The following is a 14668-nucleotide window of genomic DNA, read 5'->3' as shown; positions in this document are numbered from 1 at the left end:
CGCCACCAGACGTCGTAGAGCAAGTACGCGATCAGTGGTCGCGGCCGAGAAGCATGTGCGGGTACCCCTTGTTGATCTGCTCGCCGAGCTCGATGCCGAGGGCGACGATGAACGCGTCGAGGCGTTGGATGGCGTCGCTCACGTCCTCGGCTTCGCCCTTGAACTCGAACTCGACGAAGTCGCCCGCGTCCACGACGTGGTCGAGGACGATCTCGACGTCCGGCAGAGTCCAGGCCTGTCGGGTCTTGTCGACCGTCACCAAGGGCTGAAAATCGAGGGATTCCAGCAGGAGGCGGACGGCCCCGGCGTCCCCGACGGCGGTTTCGTACTCGTCGGCGTGGGTCTTGACCACGGCGTCAACGGGGTGCCAGCGCTTGAAGTTGATCGACGCTCCGTGGTCTTCCGTACGGAGACGCAGCCAGTCGGAGATCACGTCGGAGGCAAGGAAGTCGCGGTGCGGGGCGTTGTAGTAGGCGTCGACCTGCCGGGTGGGCTCGCCGGGTTTCGCGCCGAGTTCGGCGAGCCTGGCCCTGAGAACCTCGGCATCGGACAGGCGGTACTTCTTCTCGACCTCGATGTAGCGCACAGTGTTGTTCCTATCAGTCGGTGTACGGCTTGCCGTGCAGCACGGCGCGGATCTGCGTGATGTCCTCGGCCAGGAGGGGATGGTCGAGTGCCGCGATGGTGGCGTCGATCTGGTTGGCGTTGCGGAAGCCGGCGAGGATCGCGGCGCCGGGTGCGGGGTGCAGGGCGTACTGCACGCAGAGGCGGACCATGGCGCTGGTGCTGTGTCCGTACCGGTCGCGCACGGGCGCGAGTCGGCCGTGGACGTGGCGGCGGTGGTCCGGCGTGAAGGCCGGATCGGTGCTGCGGTGGTCGGCGGCGCTGTACCGCCGCTGATCGGGGCCAGATCCGGTCTGAAGCAGAAGGCCCTTCCCGAAGACCTGCTTGATCAGAACCCCGACGCCGTTGCGACGGGCGAAGCGGAAAATGTCGGTCTCGTGGTCGCCGCACGGCCGGCTCAGCAGGTTGTAGCGGGCGGTGAGCACGTCGGGGCGTACCTGGTCGAACAGGTACAGCCAGCGGCGTGTCTCAACCGCCTCCGGTCCGTCCGCAGCGGCCCATTCCTCGGCGAACCGGTGTGGTGCCCGCATGCCGACCGCGCGAATGACCCCCTGGTCGCGCCAGGTGTGCATGAGGTCGACCGCCTCGGGCAGGTACCGGTCGTCGGGGCCGAAGTCACTGCTGTGGAGAAAGTAGATGTCGAGGTGGTCGGTGCCGAGGTTGTCCAGGGTGGTGGCGAGTTGCGCGCGCATCTGCGCGGGGTGGTAGGCGTGGCGGGCGGTGCCGGCGAAGTAGCCGACCTTGCTGGAGATCGCCAGGTCCTGCCGTGGGGCGAGGCGGAGGAGCCGGCCGAGGAGGCGTTCGGAGTGGCCGAGGCCGTAGACGTCGGCGGTGTCGTAGAGCGTGACGCCCCGTTCGAGGGCGCGTACGAGTCCGGCGAAGGCTGCGTCGGGGTCGACGTCGTCCCAGCCGATCGGAGTGCCTCGGTTGGTGGCATGGCCGCCGATGGTCCAGCAGCCGGCTCCGATGACGGAGACATCAGCGTTGAGGCCGACGAGATGGCGGCGTGGCAGATGGCTCATGGGGTCGGGTCCGTTCAGGTGCCGCAAGGGTCCGCCGCGTTGATCAACTGCCAGCCGTGGGCGGCGGCCCATCTTCTGTGTTCTTGCCGGAGGATGTCACGGCGGTCGGCCGGCAGGGCCGCGGTGACCGTAGCGACGACCGGTGCCAGGTCACTGCGCAGCTGGATCAGGAGGGCGTTGGCCGCGTCCTGGCATCGCGCGTCGAGGCCACCGTCGTCCGTTGCGCTCGGATCGGTGCGGGAGAGTTCGTCGAGCATCGTGCCGAACAATTGGTAGGCGGTGTCCTTCAGCAGCCGACGCAGGTCGCGGACCATGGCGTACGGCCGGCCGCTGAGGATCTTCTCCAGCGACTTGAGGGTGTAGTCCAGCGCGAAGTTCCGGTCGATCCACAGCTGGGAGCGGCGGGCGAGGACCCCGATGCGCCAGTCCGCGTAGCGGGCCTCGACCCTTCCCATCGACGGGTCGGCCCGCCCGGTGAGTCCGGCCGCTTCAGCGCGGCGGGTGTAGGCGGCACCGATCAGGCATTCCATGCCGACGAGCAGGTAGCTGATGCCGGTGTAGAAGGGACGTCCTGCGGTGTGGGCGGCGACCCACCGCTCGTCGTGGACCCCGTCGATGATTTCGGCGACGCTCAGCTGGGGTTGTGGTTGCAGCAACAGGTCGGTGCGGCCCTGAAAGGCGTACGTCTGGCGTAGCTCGGCTGCGGTCATCAACTGGTCGAAGGTGATGTAGGTGAATCGCGGCGGCACGCCCAATGCGGTGAGGGTGCGGATGGCCAGGGCGTTCTGCTCGCCGGTGGTTTCCTTGTTGAAGCGGTCCAGGATCGAGGTCACCCCGACTCCACGCCGAACAGGCAGCGCCGCAGCTTCCGGTCGACCAGGCCCCGCCAGAGGTGACCGCGGTCGAGGTGCCAAGTTCGGTCTCGGTCGGGACGGACGACCTGGTCGACCCGGCAGCTCGTCTCCCAGGTGAAGCCCGCCTGGGCGAGGGTGTCCGCGACCTGCAGGGCGCGGGTGGCAGCGTCATCGCCGCGTCCGATGAACTCCTCGTCGACCAGGTAGATCGTCCTGTTCAGATCCGGGTGTCGGTCAAACACCGCGCCCATCTGACGAAGGAGCCAGGGCAAGGCGTCGGGACGCGCCCCCGCCCATTGCCCCTTGTGCCCGCGGGGGCAGAACGAGCAGTAGTTGGTGCAGCCCCTCGACGACTCGAGTTGGGCGACCCCACGGTGCGCGAAGGTGCGGTCAAGCAGATCCAGCTCCGGCCACATGTCGGTCTGCGACCGGTTAGCCACTGTCGCGGTCCGGCGGGGAAGGTTGATCGGCAGCACGGTGTGCGACCGCGCGGTGCCCCGGAAACCAAGGCCGCGGATCTGCCCGACGTCCAGATCGCCATGCCAATGAGCCAGCACGTCGGTGATCGTCGGTTCTCCCGCTCCCCTGCAGATGAGCAGGTTCGGATAGCGGTCCAGCAGGATCTGCTCGTTGCGGACGGTCAGCGAGCCGCCGGCGACCACCAGGGGCCGCCGATCGAGGGCCGTGACCGCGTCCAGCAGGCGGACGGCGAGGTCATGCTGGCCGAAGGTCACCGACACTCCCAGCACTTCCACCCCGTCGCGGACCCGATTGACGATGTCGTTCAGCCCGAAACCGAGCTGCATATCCATCAGTTCGACCTGCCCAAGCAGGGTCGACCGGGCAGCTCGGGCCAGATCGGAGATCGCCAACGGAAACCGGGGCAGTGGGAAATGCTCCGGGTGGTACAGCGACGCCAACAGCAACCTCGGCCGCAGCAGCCGTCGCTGACCCTCTGGAGTGAGTTGCGCGTCGGACAGCCAACTGGCCGGTTCGACCACCGTCAAATGACCAGCGGTCCACGCGGGCCATGCCCGGCTGTGGTGCGGCTGCCCGGAAAGGTCGGCGGCCGTCCATTGCCCTGACGGCTGTTGGATGAGGACCAGCCTGCGATCCAGGGTTCCGGTCACCACCACCGTCCGCTCCTCCCCCAATGTCACGCTCAGGGCGGTGCGTAGGGCGTTCGGATCCTCCAGCGGCACCGCCGCCAACGGCTCGCGACGGGGCGGCATGCAGCCGGTGGCGTGCGCGCAGGCGTACAACAGCCGGTCGTGGACGGACGAGAGCAGGTCACGCATGGAACACCTCCATGACGAACAGGGGCGAGGGCATGGGCGTGCATCGCCGCCCCTGCGGCAGCGGCAGAAGAAGAGCGGTGAGAGGGCGGGGTGGCCCGCTCAGCGCGGCGTCGTGGATCCAGCCCCGCCGCGGTGACGGGCGGGCCAGCCGAGGAACCGGTCGAACAGGTCCGTGACCTCGCCGGTAGGGCTCGGGTTGAGCCGATGCAGGTCCTCGATGGCCTCATGGAGAAGACCGGCCAGGTAGACGAAGAGGCCGACTCGGTTGTCGCGGTATTCGGCCAGCAGGGCGAGCCGTGCCCTTCCGCAGGGCCAGGGCTGCCCGCAGCGGCGGCACAGCCAGAGCGGACGCAGCGGCGGATGCTCCGGCGGTACCGCCCGGCCCAGCGCCGCCGGGCTTGCCCCGTTGCCGCTCATCGGCGGTCGCACTTCCGCGCCTGCTGCTCGAACACGATTCGCCAGACGTGCGTCAGCAGCGGCAGATCGGCCACCGGCCGTTCCACCGGTTGAGCGCGATCCGTGAGGTCCCGGGGCAGTTCACCGGTCGCGGCGTACCGCGAGACATAAACGGTCATGGCTGACCCCGGACCGGCGCTGGCGTCGGTGCGCGGTGGGCTTGCCGGCGCGCCGGCAAGCCCACCGCCGTCGGCCAGCGGCAGGGAGCGGACCGCCGGTCACCAGCCCTCGCAGCCTTGATGGCGGTACGCGAGCGGGGAGTCGCCCGTGCGGCCGACGGGGTGCCGGGCGTGAGCACTTGCCGGTGCGTCGGGTCGCCTTCCGACCTGCCGCCCAATGGCACGTCCATCTGGATCTCCCTGGCGTGTGGGTGCCGCTGGCCCGTCGGCGTGCCATGGAGTCGAGGTGAACCTGGACCGGCCCGCCGACGTGTTCTGGCGTTCACGATCGCTGGAATGACGGGGCGGAGATAGACGCACGGTGGTGGGCCACGGTGCACCTCACCGTGTCTGAACTGGGCGGACGCCTAGTGACGGGCGGCGCCCGCCCCTCAGAAGGCTCGGTTCAGAGGATTCGCCACCGGCGCAAGTCCGCCCCGTCGTCAGCGAGGCCGGCAATCCGGCGATGCACTTCGTCGGCGGCCTCGGTCCCGGGGCGGGACTTTCGGGCGTTGGTAGCGATCATCTGCAGCTCGCGTAGCTGGCACAGCTTCTCGAACTGGGACCAAGAGGTGACATCCCAGCCGTAGGCGGCGGTGAAATCGGCGAAGGCTCCCGGGCCGGGCGGGTCGAATCGGCGGCAGTGGACAGCGACCGTGGCGATGTCCCACTCTCGAGGCCCGATGGCGGCGCCGTCCCAGTCGGCCAGTACGGGCGTACCGTCGAAGCGCCGGAGCGCGTTGCGGATCTGCGGATCGGACTGGATCAAGCTCGTGCCGCAGGGAAACCGCATCACTTCCCAGCCAGCGGCCAGCGTCTCGAGCCGGCTCATCAGCAGATCCTGTTCCTTGCCGTTCAGGATCTCCGAACGGGTCACGGATCGCTCGATGCCGTGGATCGGCCGTAGTACCGGCAATCGCACCGGCGGAGCCGGCAAGGCGTGTAGGTCCCGGAGAAGGCTTCCGAGTTCGGAAACGGTGATGGGACGGTCGTGTGCGGGGTCCAGACGCTGCCAGACCGTAACGGCGTGTCCGCCCACCTCCAACGGCTGGGACAGGCCCGGGTGAAGGCCGACCGTGGGGAAATCTAGGTCCACCAGCCAGTCGACCACGGCCACCATCGCGCGCACCCGGTCCAGGTCCTGGTCACCAGGGGCGATCTTGATGACGACGTCCCCAACGGCGTAGACGGCGTTGGTGTGATGCCGCAGCAGAGCCGCGTCCGAGTCGGGGTAGCCGAGGAGACGACATACCTCGGCGAGCACCGGGCGGGTGCGCGCCTCGACGAACATGGGGCTCCTAGGGACCGAGTGCGGCTGTGGTCCCAAGCCTACGGGCGCGCTCGCGGCAGGCCCGTACGTAGTCCGTCAAGGTGGCGACCTCACCCCGCTGGCTCTCTTCGGGGATCGCCGTGGCCACGTCGGTCGCGCGGGTCAGAATGATCTCCGTCCGCTGCGCCTCGGGCAGGGCCACGACGGCGTCACGCGCGGTCGCCGCCGCCTCGGTCGCCCGCCGGTCCCGCGCGAGGCACATCGACCGGTCCAGGGCGATGAGCGCCACGTCGATCGGTACGGCTGGAGCCGTGCCGTAGAGCCGCAACGCCTCGTCCTGGACCCGGTACGCCTCCACCGTGTCACCGAGCCAGGTGTACGCGCCGGAGAGGTAGAGCAGCAGCCGCTTCGCCGGAAACCTGAACGCCACGTCGGTGTCCTCGTCGCCAGCCTGATCGAACAGCCGGCGTGCCTGATCGACGGCCGACCGCGCCTGCTCGGTGGCACCGATTCTGGCCAGGGCACGCGCCCGGCCCGCCGCCGCCAGGGCACCCGACGACGACGCGACCGACGTGACCGCCAGAGCCGCATCAGCCAGAGCTACGGTCCGGGCGGGATCTCCGAAGTAGTACGGCAGCATCGCCGCCTGGGCCCGCACGAGCACCCTTAACCGAGCCTCCCCGCTGTCGTCCGCCGCGTGGATCGCCGTGCCGTACCACCGTCGAGCCTCGGCGACGTCGCCGAGCCTCATCAACGCGTCAGCGCACATCGTGGCGAGCAGCGCCGCCACCCCGGACAGCCGGGCCTGGACCGCCGCCGGCTGGCGCCGAAGCGACAGCACCTGCACCTCTCGGCAGTCGGCGGCCAGCAGCGACAGCATGATCTGCGGCGAAGCCGAGGGATAGACCCGCAGGTGCTCGCCAGCAGCCTGCTCGACCAGCTCAAGCTGTCGAGGGGCGACACTCGACGCCGCCAGCGCCTCGTCCAGTCCCAGACGGAGTCTGACCAGACCTCCGACCTCGCTGCTCCCCATTCGGGCAGGCGATCGATCCGTTCCGCCGGCCACGGCCTCGATGCTGACGTCACGCGGCATAATGCTGTCCTCGTCGCGGCCGAGCCCCATGACCGGACGCGGAATGTGAAGACCCACGGCGATCCGTTCCAGCACCTCGTACGCCGTGACCTGCCGGACGCCCTTGGCGATCTCAGTAGCGCGGTGGGGCGAGAGGCCAACGAGAGCCGCGATCCTGCCGTAGGACACGCCCCGGGCGTGAAGAAAGCGGAAGACCACAGTGATGTCGCGTTGTCGCAGGAACTCAGTGATCGGTCGGCCGTTCCACAGCCCCGAACTCCACCACTCGGGATCCACCTGCGCGGCCACGATCACCTCCGATCGAATGACGACCACCTGCCAGCACAGCGCATCCGCGACGTCACATCAAGTCAACGGCGGTCGAGTCGACAGCCCGTCCAGAGTCGACGCTCGGGGTGGCATCCGGAAGACCCACGATGAGCCCTCAGCGTGTCCCCTCCTGGGATCAGCGCAGGCTCCGGAGCGCCATGACCTGTCCAGCCGAGCCTTGGTCGCCGGTCTGGACGGAAGCGAGTGAATGCAGATGAGGGAAGAGCCGTCTATCAATAATCCGTCGCAGCCCAGCGGAAGAAGCAGATCTATAGGCACCCACCAGGCAGAACGCCCGCAGTAGGTGGAGGCCCAGAGTCGAGCTGCCCCGACCCAGACACGCCCATTGGCATCCATCGTTGCCTGACATAGAGTCACTGGCTAGTCACATTGAGCGCAAACGACCGGGCGGCGACTTGCGGATGATGACCAACACCCACAGAGCCAACTGCGCAAATGCCCAGAGGCCGGGCTGCACATGCTCCGGCTGCGGGGGCTCACAACACGGCTGGAAGGGATGGACAAGTCTGGCCGCCGACCGGCCAGAGAAGCGCGACGACCGGCGGCGCGAACTCAAGGAGAAGGTAGAGGCGGACCAACGATCCGGACGCCGGAGTTTCAACGCCCACAACCGCCAGGTCTACTTCGACCTCGCACGCCTGGACATCGCCGACTACCTGTGGGCCGCCGACGACCGAACCATGACCAACGGCCGACTACCACGCGATGGTGAACCACCATCGACGTCATCAGACCTTGGCCGGATGGACACCGTCGCCCGAGAGGTCATGGAGGACACGTGGCCCGAGATCTCAGCCGGCATAGACAGCCTCGTCCGGAACAAGGCTGACGCCAGGGAGGTCAAGAAGCGCCTGGCCGATCACACGTGGTGCAGCCTGCTGGTGGCCCTGATCCAGTTGATCGAGAAGATCAACAAGACCGTCGAACTGCTGACGGATACCGCCAAGCAGTTCATCACCGGCGCGTTGTCGCGGCGGTTCGATTCGGGGCTGCCCCGGCTGGTGACCGACGCCGTCATCCGCCTTGTCGTGGACAAGGTGTGGTCAGCCCTGGCGAGGCTGCTGGAGGCTCACTTTCCCCTCCTCGGAACAGACACCCTGCGCGCCCTGAGGATGCTGGCCATCTTCACCTGCCCCTCGGTCGAACACCACCCAGAGGTCTACAAGCACGCCGTCCGGCCGCTCATGGGCGACGCGCACGCGATCATCACGGACGAGATCAAGACGCACGTGATCACCCCCTTCAGCGCGTGGTGGCGGCGGCGCGCCCCGGAAGCTCTGGCCTGACGCGCCCCGGACACGCCCGGCCCATCAACCCCGGAAAGAACCAGCGGTGCGCGCCGGACGTACACGAGACCCGCGTTCAGTCCGGGCAACACCGGCCCGGTCCAACGGCTCCCGAGCACCCACCGAGCGACCACCCACCACCGCCGGAAACGAAAAAGGCCCCGACCCAGTGAGAACCACCAGGTCAGAGCCTTGATCGTTGGTGCGCCGCCAGGGACTCGAACCCCGAACCCGCGGATTAAGAGTCCGCTGCTCTGCCAGTTGAGCTAGCGGCGCTCGCTGACAACGGGACGAGACGTTAGCACGCCTGCGGACCACCCCGGAGAGGCAGGGTCGGCCTCACCGCAACGCCGGCATGACCTGCCGGTCGCCGCCCCGGACGGGTGCGGGCCGTAGAAGCGGACGCCGGTTTCCGCGGTCTGTCGGGGACGGGCTGGCGCCGTATCCTGCTGGTGATGGATGTCTTCGGCACGGTGGCCGACCTGTACGAGCGCGCGCGGCCCGGATATCCGCCCGGGATCGCCGAGGCGGTCCTCGCGTACCACGGCGGCGCACCGGGTTCGGTGGCCGAGGTCGGCGCGGGCACCGGGAAGGGCACCGATGTGCTGGCCCGCCTCGGTGCGCCCCTGACCTGTGTGGAGCCCGACGCGCTGATGGCCGCCCGGCTGGCCGAGCGGTTCCCGGACGCCCGTGTCGAGGTGACCACGTTCGAGCGGTGGTCGCCTCCGGCCGGCGGAGTGGACGTGCTCGGCTGCGCGATGGCCTGGCACTGGCTGGACGGGGCCACCCGCAACGCCCTGGCCCGGCGCGCCCTGGCGCCCGGCGGCACGCTCACCGTCTTCGGGCACCGGTACGACTACGCCGACGCCGCCCAGCAGGCCGCCGTCCGGGCCGCGCTGCGGTCCGTCGACCCCACCGCCCGGGAGCGGCCCGTCGACTGGTTCCACCGGGACGTCGCCGACAGCGGGCAGTTCGACGACGTACGCCGGGAGGTGTTCCGCCGGGAGCTGCCGCTGGACAAGGAGCGGTACCTGGCGCTGATGCGCACGTTCGGGCCGTACCTGTCCCGCACGCCGGAGCAGCAGCGACGCGGGATCGCCGCGCTCGACCGGCTGGTCGACGAGTTCGGCGGCACCGTCGTGCTCGACCTGCGGACCACGCTGGTGCTGGGCCGGGCCGATGCTCGGTGACCGGTGGGCGTGTCCGACGCCGAGACACGTCGCCGGTATCCGTGCGACGACTTCGTGCCCGCGCCGACGCTGCGGGCGTGGCGCGGGGTGAGCGTTGACGCGCCGCCTTCCACCGTGTGGCGGTGGGTCGCCCAGATCCGGCTCGCGCCGTACTCGTACGACTGGATCGACAACCTCGGCCGGCGCTCACCGCAGCGGTTGGTGGACCTGCCCGAGCCGGTGGCAGGCGAGGCGTTCACCACCGCAGGCGGGCGGCGGCGGGGCCGGATCCTCGCGGTCGAACCGGGACGTCACCTCACCGGCCGGATCATGGGCGCGGTCCTGTCGTACGTCCTGGTGCCGGACGGCGGGAACACCACCCGCCTGCTGCTCAAGGTCGTGATGCGGACGAACCCGGTGATCGCCCTCGGTGGATGCCTCGGTGACCTGGTGATGGCCCGCCGGCAGTTGCTGAACCTCAAGCGGCTCGCCGAGCAGGGCGCGGGCCGCTGACCGTGCACGCGGCGTGGCGAGAATCCGGCGGACCCTGGCATTTTCGCCCCTCGTCCCGGATCGCCTGCCTTCCTAAGCTCCTTTCCCTACACGTTTTCCGCGAACGGGAACGAGGGCTGAGGTCGTGCTGCGCTATGTCATGCCCGTCGTGATCGGGTTGGTCTACGTCGGGCTCAACTCCCTCGTACCCGAGCCGCACCGACGACGGCTGAACGCGCTGGTAGTCACCGGGGCCGGTGCCGCCTACATCAGCGGCGGCGGATTCGGACTGTGGGAACTGGCCTTCTGCGTCCTGCTCGTCGTGGTCGGCTACGCCGGGCTCACCTCGTACACCTGCATCGGTCTGGGATGGCTGCTGCACACGGCCTGGGACGTGATGCACCACCGCCGGGGCACCCCGATCATCCCGTCAGTGCACGACTCGTCGTTCGGCTGCGCCCTCTGCGATCCGGTCATCGCGCTCTGGTGCTTCGCCGGTGGCCTGTCGGTCAAGGATCTCTACCACCGGCTCAGGCGGCCGGCGGCCGACACGTGCACGCCGGTCCCGGCTGGTTGAATCCCGCCATGCACACGATGGCCGTGCTTGCCCTGGACAGCGTCGTACCGTTCGACCTGGCCACCCCGATCGAGGTCTTCAGCCGTACCCGCCTGCCCGACGGCCGTCCCGGCTACCGCGTGGTCGTCTGCGCCGCGACCCCGACTGTCACCACGGGCGCGTTCAGCATCGCGGTGCCGAACGGCCTGGACGTCCTCGCCGAAGCCGGCACCGTCGTCGTACCCGGTGTCTCCGACCCTGCCGCCGCGACGCCCGCAGCGGTCCTCGACGCGCTGCGGGCCGCGGCGGCGAACGGCGCGCGGATCGCCTCGATCTGCGGCGGCGCGTTCACCCTCGCGGCCACCGGCCTGCTCGACGGGCACCGCGCCACGACGCACTGGGTCGCCACCGACCGGCTCGCCGCCAGGCATCCGCGGATCCGAGTCGACCCCAATGTCCTGTACGTGGACAACGGCCAGTTTCTGACCTCCGCAGGCGCCGCCGCCGGGCTCGACCTGTGCCTGCACCTGGTGCGGCGCGACCACGGCGCCGCCGTTGCCGCCGACGCGGCGCGTCTGTCCGTCATGCCGCTGGAACGCGCGGGCGGACAGGCGCAGTTCATCACGCACGAGCCGCCGGCCCCCGAGGGGGCGACGCTGGAGCCGCTGATGGCCTGGATGCGCGACAACGCGCACCGCGCGCTGACCCTCGCCGAGATCGCCCGGCACGCCGGGCTGAGCACCCGCACGCTGAACCGCCGGTTCCGGGATCAGACCGGCACCACCCCGTTGCGGTGGCTGCATCGGGTACGCGTGCACCAGGCCCAGCACCTGCTGGAGACCACGACCCATTCCGTCGACCGCGTGGCGAGCCAGGTCGGCTTCGGCTCCACCACCGCCTTTCGCGATCGCTTCAAGCGGATCACGGGCACCAGTCCGCAGGCGTACCGCCGCAGTTTCCGGGGCGGCTGACGGAGGGACCGGCCCGGTCGGTCACGCCGATCGACGTTCGACGGGCGCGCTGCTCAGCACGCCGTCGGGCCTGACCTCCTGACGCAGGCGCGCCAGGTTGACGAACCGGTCGCCGTCGACGGGGGCGGCGTCGAGCAGGCGCAGGACCACCGTGCAGTACTTGGCCATCGTGTTGCGGCCCGGCATGAAGATCGACAACTCGTCGTGGGCCTCGTGTGTCTGCACGTTCAGGTCGGCAGGCAGGGACGGCAGCCTTTCCGGGGTGCCCGCCACCGCGACCTTGACCGTCCAGAACGGCCCGGTGCCGTCGAGTACGCGCCGGTCCTGTTCCGGCGTCTCCAGCGCCAGCGTCCGCCACGGCTCACCCAGGCAGGTGACGCCTGCGTGCCGCAACGTGGTGACCAGTTCGGCCGCCGCCGCCATGATGATCTCCTCGGCACGGTCCCACTCGTGCGCGTCACGGCCCAGCGGTGTGCCGGGTACGGGCCGCGCCACCACCGTCGTGGCCGGCACGTGCTGTAACCGCGGTTCGGGCTGCGCCTCGAAGACGGCGCGGGCAGCCGCGATCGCGTCCGCCTGGGCCCGCCGTTGCCGGTCGACCTCGTCGCTGTGCCGATCGAGCAGGGCGACCGCCTGGTCCGGTTCGTCGAGGGCACGCCGGACGAGCTTGACGCTCATCCCGGTGTCCCGCAGCAGGGTGATCAGCATGGCGCGCTCCACCTGGTCGAAGGCGTATGAGCGATGGCCGGTCCGGTCGTCGACCTCGGCGGGCACGAGCAGCCCCTCGGCGTGGTAGAAGCGCAGCGCCTGCGGAGACAGGTGGCACATCTGGCTGAACTCGCTGATCGACAACATGACCCCAGCCTGCCCCCTGCAGTAACCGCAAGGGCAAGTGACGCCCGCTAGCGCCTGTCGTCGTCGCGCCCGGTCTGGGGCAGCCCGGCTGCGGCCGCGATCGTCTCGACCGCCTCGTCGAGTCCGGTGGTCTCCGGGAGGACGAGTTCGCCGGGCCAGCCCAGGGCGTCGTGTGCGGCGTACCAGCCGCTCATCTGCTCGGCGGTGAGTCACCTGCCTGCGGGCGGGTCAGATGCCGGCGCAGCGTCTCGGCCAGCGACACGTCGAGGTAGCAGAACAACGACCGCCCCCGGTGGCCGTCCCGCAGCGAGGTCAGCATGTCGCGGTAGCGGCCGGTGTAGAGGATGCCTTCGAGGACCATGTGGTAGCCGTGGTCGAGGGCGAACCGGGTCGTCTGCTCGATCAGGGCGGGTGCCACGCCGCCGGGCTTGTCCCGTTCGAGCAGGACGACGCGGCGCAGGTAGTCCTGTTCGACGAAGGCGCAGCCCCGGCCGTGCCGACGTCGCAGCTCGCGGGCGACGCTGCTCTTTCCCGAGCCGGAGTTGCCGCGGATGCAGACGAGGATCGTGGAGCCCGGGGAATTGCGTCCGATGCAAGAAGTGTCGGCGTGCTGGCCCTCTGGCATGGGGAACTTTAGCAGTCACACCCACCCTTCCCGGCGACGCTCCGAGCTGCATGTTTGCCGCAAAGATTGCATGTGATGCAGGATTCACGCATCGAGCGGAGGGGTGCGTGGCTAGGGATGGATGATCATCCGGATGGTGCGGCGCAGCTGGAGTTGGCTGCTGGGGTGCGGTTGTTGCATCCGGAGGACGCGGTGTTGCGGGCGATGTTGTCGGGGTGGGCGAAGCAGCAGCTGGGTGGTCGGCGGCTGGATCGGCGGACGATCGCGGCGCGCGAGCGGGTCATCGACGGGTTCGTGGCGTTTACGAATGAGTACCCGTGGCGGTGGACGGCGGCGCTGGTGGATGAGTGGACGACGCATCTGATGGCGGAGCGGCGTCTGGCTCGCTCGACGATCCGCGGGTATCAGGGGGCGTTGCGGCTGTTCTGCGACTACTTGGTGTCGCCGTACTACGGGTGGGCGCAGGAGTGCCTGCAGCGGTTCGGTACGCATCCGACGCAGGTGTGCCATGAGTGGAACACCGCGGCGCATCTGGTGGAGTACGAGGGCCGTCCGGGCCGGCGCCCGTTGACGCGGGAAGAGGTACAGCGGCTGTTCGACTATGCCGATGATCGGGTGGAGCGGGCGGTGCGGCTGGGCCGCAAGGGGGCGCTGGCTGCGTACCGGGACGCGACGGTGTTGAAGACGATCTACGGATGGGGGTTGCGCTGCACGGAGGTGTCCCGGCTGGATCTGGTCGACTTCTACCGCAATCCGCAGGCGCCGGCGTTAGGCCGGTTCGGGATGGTGCACGTGCGTTACGGCAAGGGCACGCGCGGGTCTGGGCCGAGGCGGCGGATGGTGGCCAGTTTGATGCCCTGGGCGGTGGAGGCGCTGGAGGACTACGTGGTCAATATCCGGCCCCGGTTCGGGTTGGGCGAGCATCCGGCGGTGTGGGTGACGGAGCGGGGCGGGCGGTTGCGGCCGCGGGAGATCGAGGAGCGGTTCGCCGCCTACCGTGACGCCCTCGGCTTGGACGGGAACCTGTCGCCGCACTGCCTGCGGCACTCGTACGTGACGCATCTGATCGAGGACGGGGTGGACCCGAAGTTCGTGCAGGAGCAGGTCGGGCACGTGTTCGCTTCGACCACCGGCCTCTACACGCAGATCAGCGCGGCGGCGATGAACACGATGATGGACCGGGCGTTGCACTTGGTGTTGACGGTGGAAGGGGCGGCGCGGTGACGGCGAAGCTGGACTACCGGTGGCGGCTGCGGGAGGTGATGGCCGAGCGGGGCATGTTCTCCACCACGGACCTTCGCGGGCCGCTGACCGAGCGGGGGATCGACCTGTCGGCGAGCCAGGTCTACCGACTGGTGGTGGAGAAGCCGGAACGGTTGAGCCTTCGCACGTTGATGGCGTTGCTGGACATCCTCGGCTGCCAGATGACCGATCTGATTGTTCCGTTCGCCGCTGCGGGATCCGGCCGGGCCCGCAAGGCAACTGCGGGCGACGGGGCGCCGGCCGGTGGCCGCGGCGCTGAGGCGGGCGTGGGTGAGCTGCGGCCCCGGCGGGCTCGGATCACGCCCACCCAGCCGTGACAGCCGGGGCACCACCACGGTTTCTGACC

At 69.5% G+C, this 14668-nt stretch carries 16 protein-coding genes, 1 tRNA gene and 1 pseudogene; 7 read left to right on the top strand and 11 right to left on the bottom strand.

The genetic code is table 11. The annotated features are described in order from the left end of the window. Positions 1-31: 31 nt before the first annotated feature. The 8 genes from cyaB to KSK32_RS18545 form a co-directional block, all read right to left on the bottom strand. On the bottom strand, positions 32-586 hold the full coding sequence (gene cyaB / locus KSK32_RS18575) for a class IV adenylate cyclase (RefSeq protein WP_216932346.1): 555 nt from the start codon (positions 584-586) through the stop codon (positions 32-34). Between the two features lie 13 nt (positions 587-599). Then, positions 600-1646, bottom strand: a complete 1047-nt coding sequence (locus KSK32_RS18570) for an aldo/keto reductase (RefSeq protein WP_216932345.1) — start codon at positions 1644-1646, stop codon at positions 600-602. A gap of 14 nt (positions 1647-1660) precedes the next feature. Next, positions 1661-2479, bottom strand: a complete 819-nt coding sequence (locus KSK32_RS33485; RefSeq protein WP_254187112.1) for a hypothetical protein — start codon at positions 2477-2479, stop codon at positions 1661-1663. Further along, positions 2476-3798: a hypothetical protein gene (locus KSK32_RS33480; RefSeq protein ID WP_254187111.1), complete on the bottom strand. Its 1323-nt coding sequence runs from the start codon at positions 3796-3798 to the stop codon at positions 2476-2478. The genes KSK32_RS33485 and KSK32_RS33480 overlap by 4 nt, the downstream gene beginning before the upstream one ends. Before the next feature lie 99 nt (positions 3799-3897). Beyond that, positions 3898-4215 (bottom strand): hypothetical protein, encoded by a 318-nt coding sequence (locus tag KSK32_RS18560; protein ID WP_216932344.1) that lies wholly within the window; start codon positions 4213-4215, stop codon positions 3898-3900. Next, positions 4212-4373, bottom strand: coding sequence for a multiple cyclophane-containing RiPP AmcA (gene amcA, locus KSK32_RS18555; RefSeq protein WP_216932343.1), 162 nt, complete (start codon positions 4371-4373; stop codon positions 4212-4214). Before amcA ends, KSK32_RS18560 begins: the two co-directional genes overlap by 4 nt. A 445-nt stretch (positions 4374-4818) precedes the next feature. Beyond that, positions 4819-5703 (bottom strand): phosphotransferase, encoded by an 885-nt coding sequence (locus KSK32_RS18550; RefSeq protein ID WP_216932342.1) that lies wholly within the window; start codon positions 5701-5703, stop codon positions 4819-4821. Between the two features lie 7 nt (positions 5704-5710). Beyond that, positions 5711-7069, bottom strand: coding sequence for a hypothetical protein (locus KSK32_RS18545; RefSeq protein ID WP_308163799.1), 1359 nt, complete (start codon positions 7067-7069; stop codon positions 5711-5713). A gap of 437 nt (positions 7070-7506) precedes the next feature. Between KSK32_RS18545 and KSK32_RS18540 the strand changes: the two genes are divergently transcribed. Further along, positions 7507-8391 (top strand): hypothetical protein, encoded by an 885-nt coding sequence (locus tag KSK32_RS18540; protein WP_216932340.1) that lies wholly within the window; start codon positions 7507-7509, stop codon positions 8389-8391. Positions 8392-8591: 200 nt separating this feature from the next. On the opposite strand, the gene KSK32_RS18535 is transcribed toward KSK32_RS18540, so the two are convergent. Continuing rightward, positions 8592-8667, bottom strand: a tRNA-Lys gene (locus KSK32_RS18535). 179 nt (positions 8668-8846) lie between these two features. Here KSK32_RS18535 and KSK32_RS18530 point away from each other — a divergent pair. The 4 genes from KSK32_RS18530 to KSK32_RS18515 all read left to right on the top strand — a co-directional run bounded on the left by KSK32_RS18530 (position 8847) and on the right by KSK32_RS18515 (position 11579). Continuing rightward, the gene (locus tag KSK32_RS18530; protein ID WP_216932339.1) at positions 8847-9581 is read left to right on the top strand and encodes a trans-aconitate 2-methyltransferase; all 735 of its coding nucleotides are present in this window, start codon (positions 8847-8849) and stop codon (positions 9579-9581) included. 3 nt (positions 9582-9584) lie between these two features. Further along, a complete protein-coding gene (locus KSK32_RS18525; protein WP_308163687.1) occupies positions 9585-10073 on the top strand; it encodes an SRPBCC family protein in 489 nt (162 codons plus the stop codon). 124 nt (positions 10074-10197) lie between these two features. Further along, a complete protein-coding gene (locus KSK32_RS18520) occupies positions 10198-10629 on the top strand; it encodes a DUF6010 family protein (RefSeq protein ID WP_308163686.1) in 432 nt (143 codons plus the stop codon). Between the two features lie 8 nt (positions 10630-10637). Continuing rightward, entirely contained in the window at positions 10638-11579 is a 942-nt protein-coding gene (locus KSK32_RS18515) for a GlxA family transcriptional regulator (protein ID WP_216932338.1), read from the top strand. 21 nt (positions 11580-11600) lie between these two features. On the opposite strand, the gene KSK32_RS18510 is transcribed toward KSK32_RS18515, so the two are convergent. Together KSK32_RS18510 and KSK32_RS18505 are read right to left on the bottom strand one after the other, a co-directional pair. After that, on the bottom strand, positions 11601-12434 hold the full coding sequence (locus tag KSK32_RS18510) for a MerR family transcriptional regulator (RefSeq protein ID WP_216932337.1): 834 nt from the start codon (positions 12432-12434) through the stop codon (positions 11601-11603). A 47-nt stretch (positions 12435-12481) separates the two neighbouring features. Then, positions 12482-13059, bottom strand: a pseudogene (locus KSK32_RS18505) (kinase). Positions 13060-13176: 117 nt separating this feature from the next. Here KSK32_RS18505 and KSK32_RS18500 point away from each other — a divergent pair. Next, on the top strand, positions 13177-14283 hold the full coding sequence (locus KSK32_RS18500) for a tyrosine-type recombinase/integrase (RefSeq protein ID WP_216930842.1): 1107 nt from the start codon (positions 13177-13179) through the stop codon (positions 14281-14283). Further along, positions 14280-14639 (top strand): helix-turn-helix transcriptional regulator, encoded by a 360-nt coding sequence (locus tag KSK32_RS18495; protein ID WP_289256319.1) that lies wholly within the window; start codon positions 14280-14282, stop codon positions 14637-14639. The genes KSK32_RS18500 and KSK32_RS18495 overlap by 4 nt, the downstream gene beginning before the upstream one ends. Positions 14640-14668 lie beyond the last annotated feature (29 nt).

The organism is Micromonospora sp. WMMB482, from assembly GCF_019038635.1.
Taxonomy (GTDB): domain Bacteria; phylum Actinomycetota; class Actinomycetes; order Mycobacteriales; family Micromonosporaceae; genus Micromonospora; species Micromonospora marina.
This window is presented reverse-complemented; position numbering and strand designations above follow the sequence as displayed.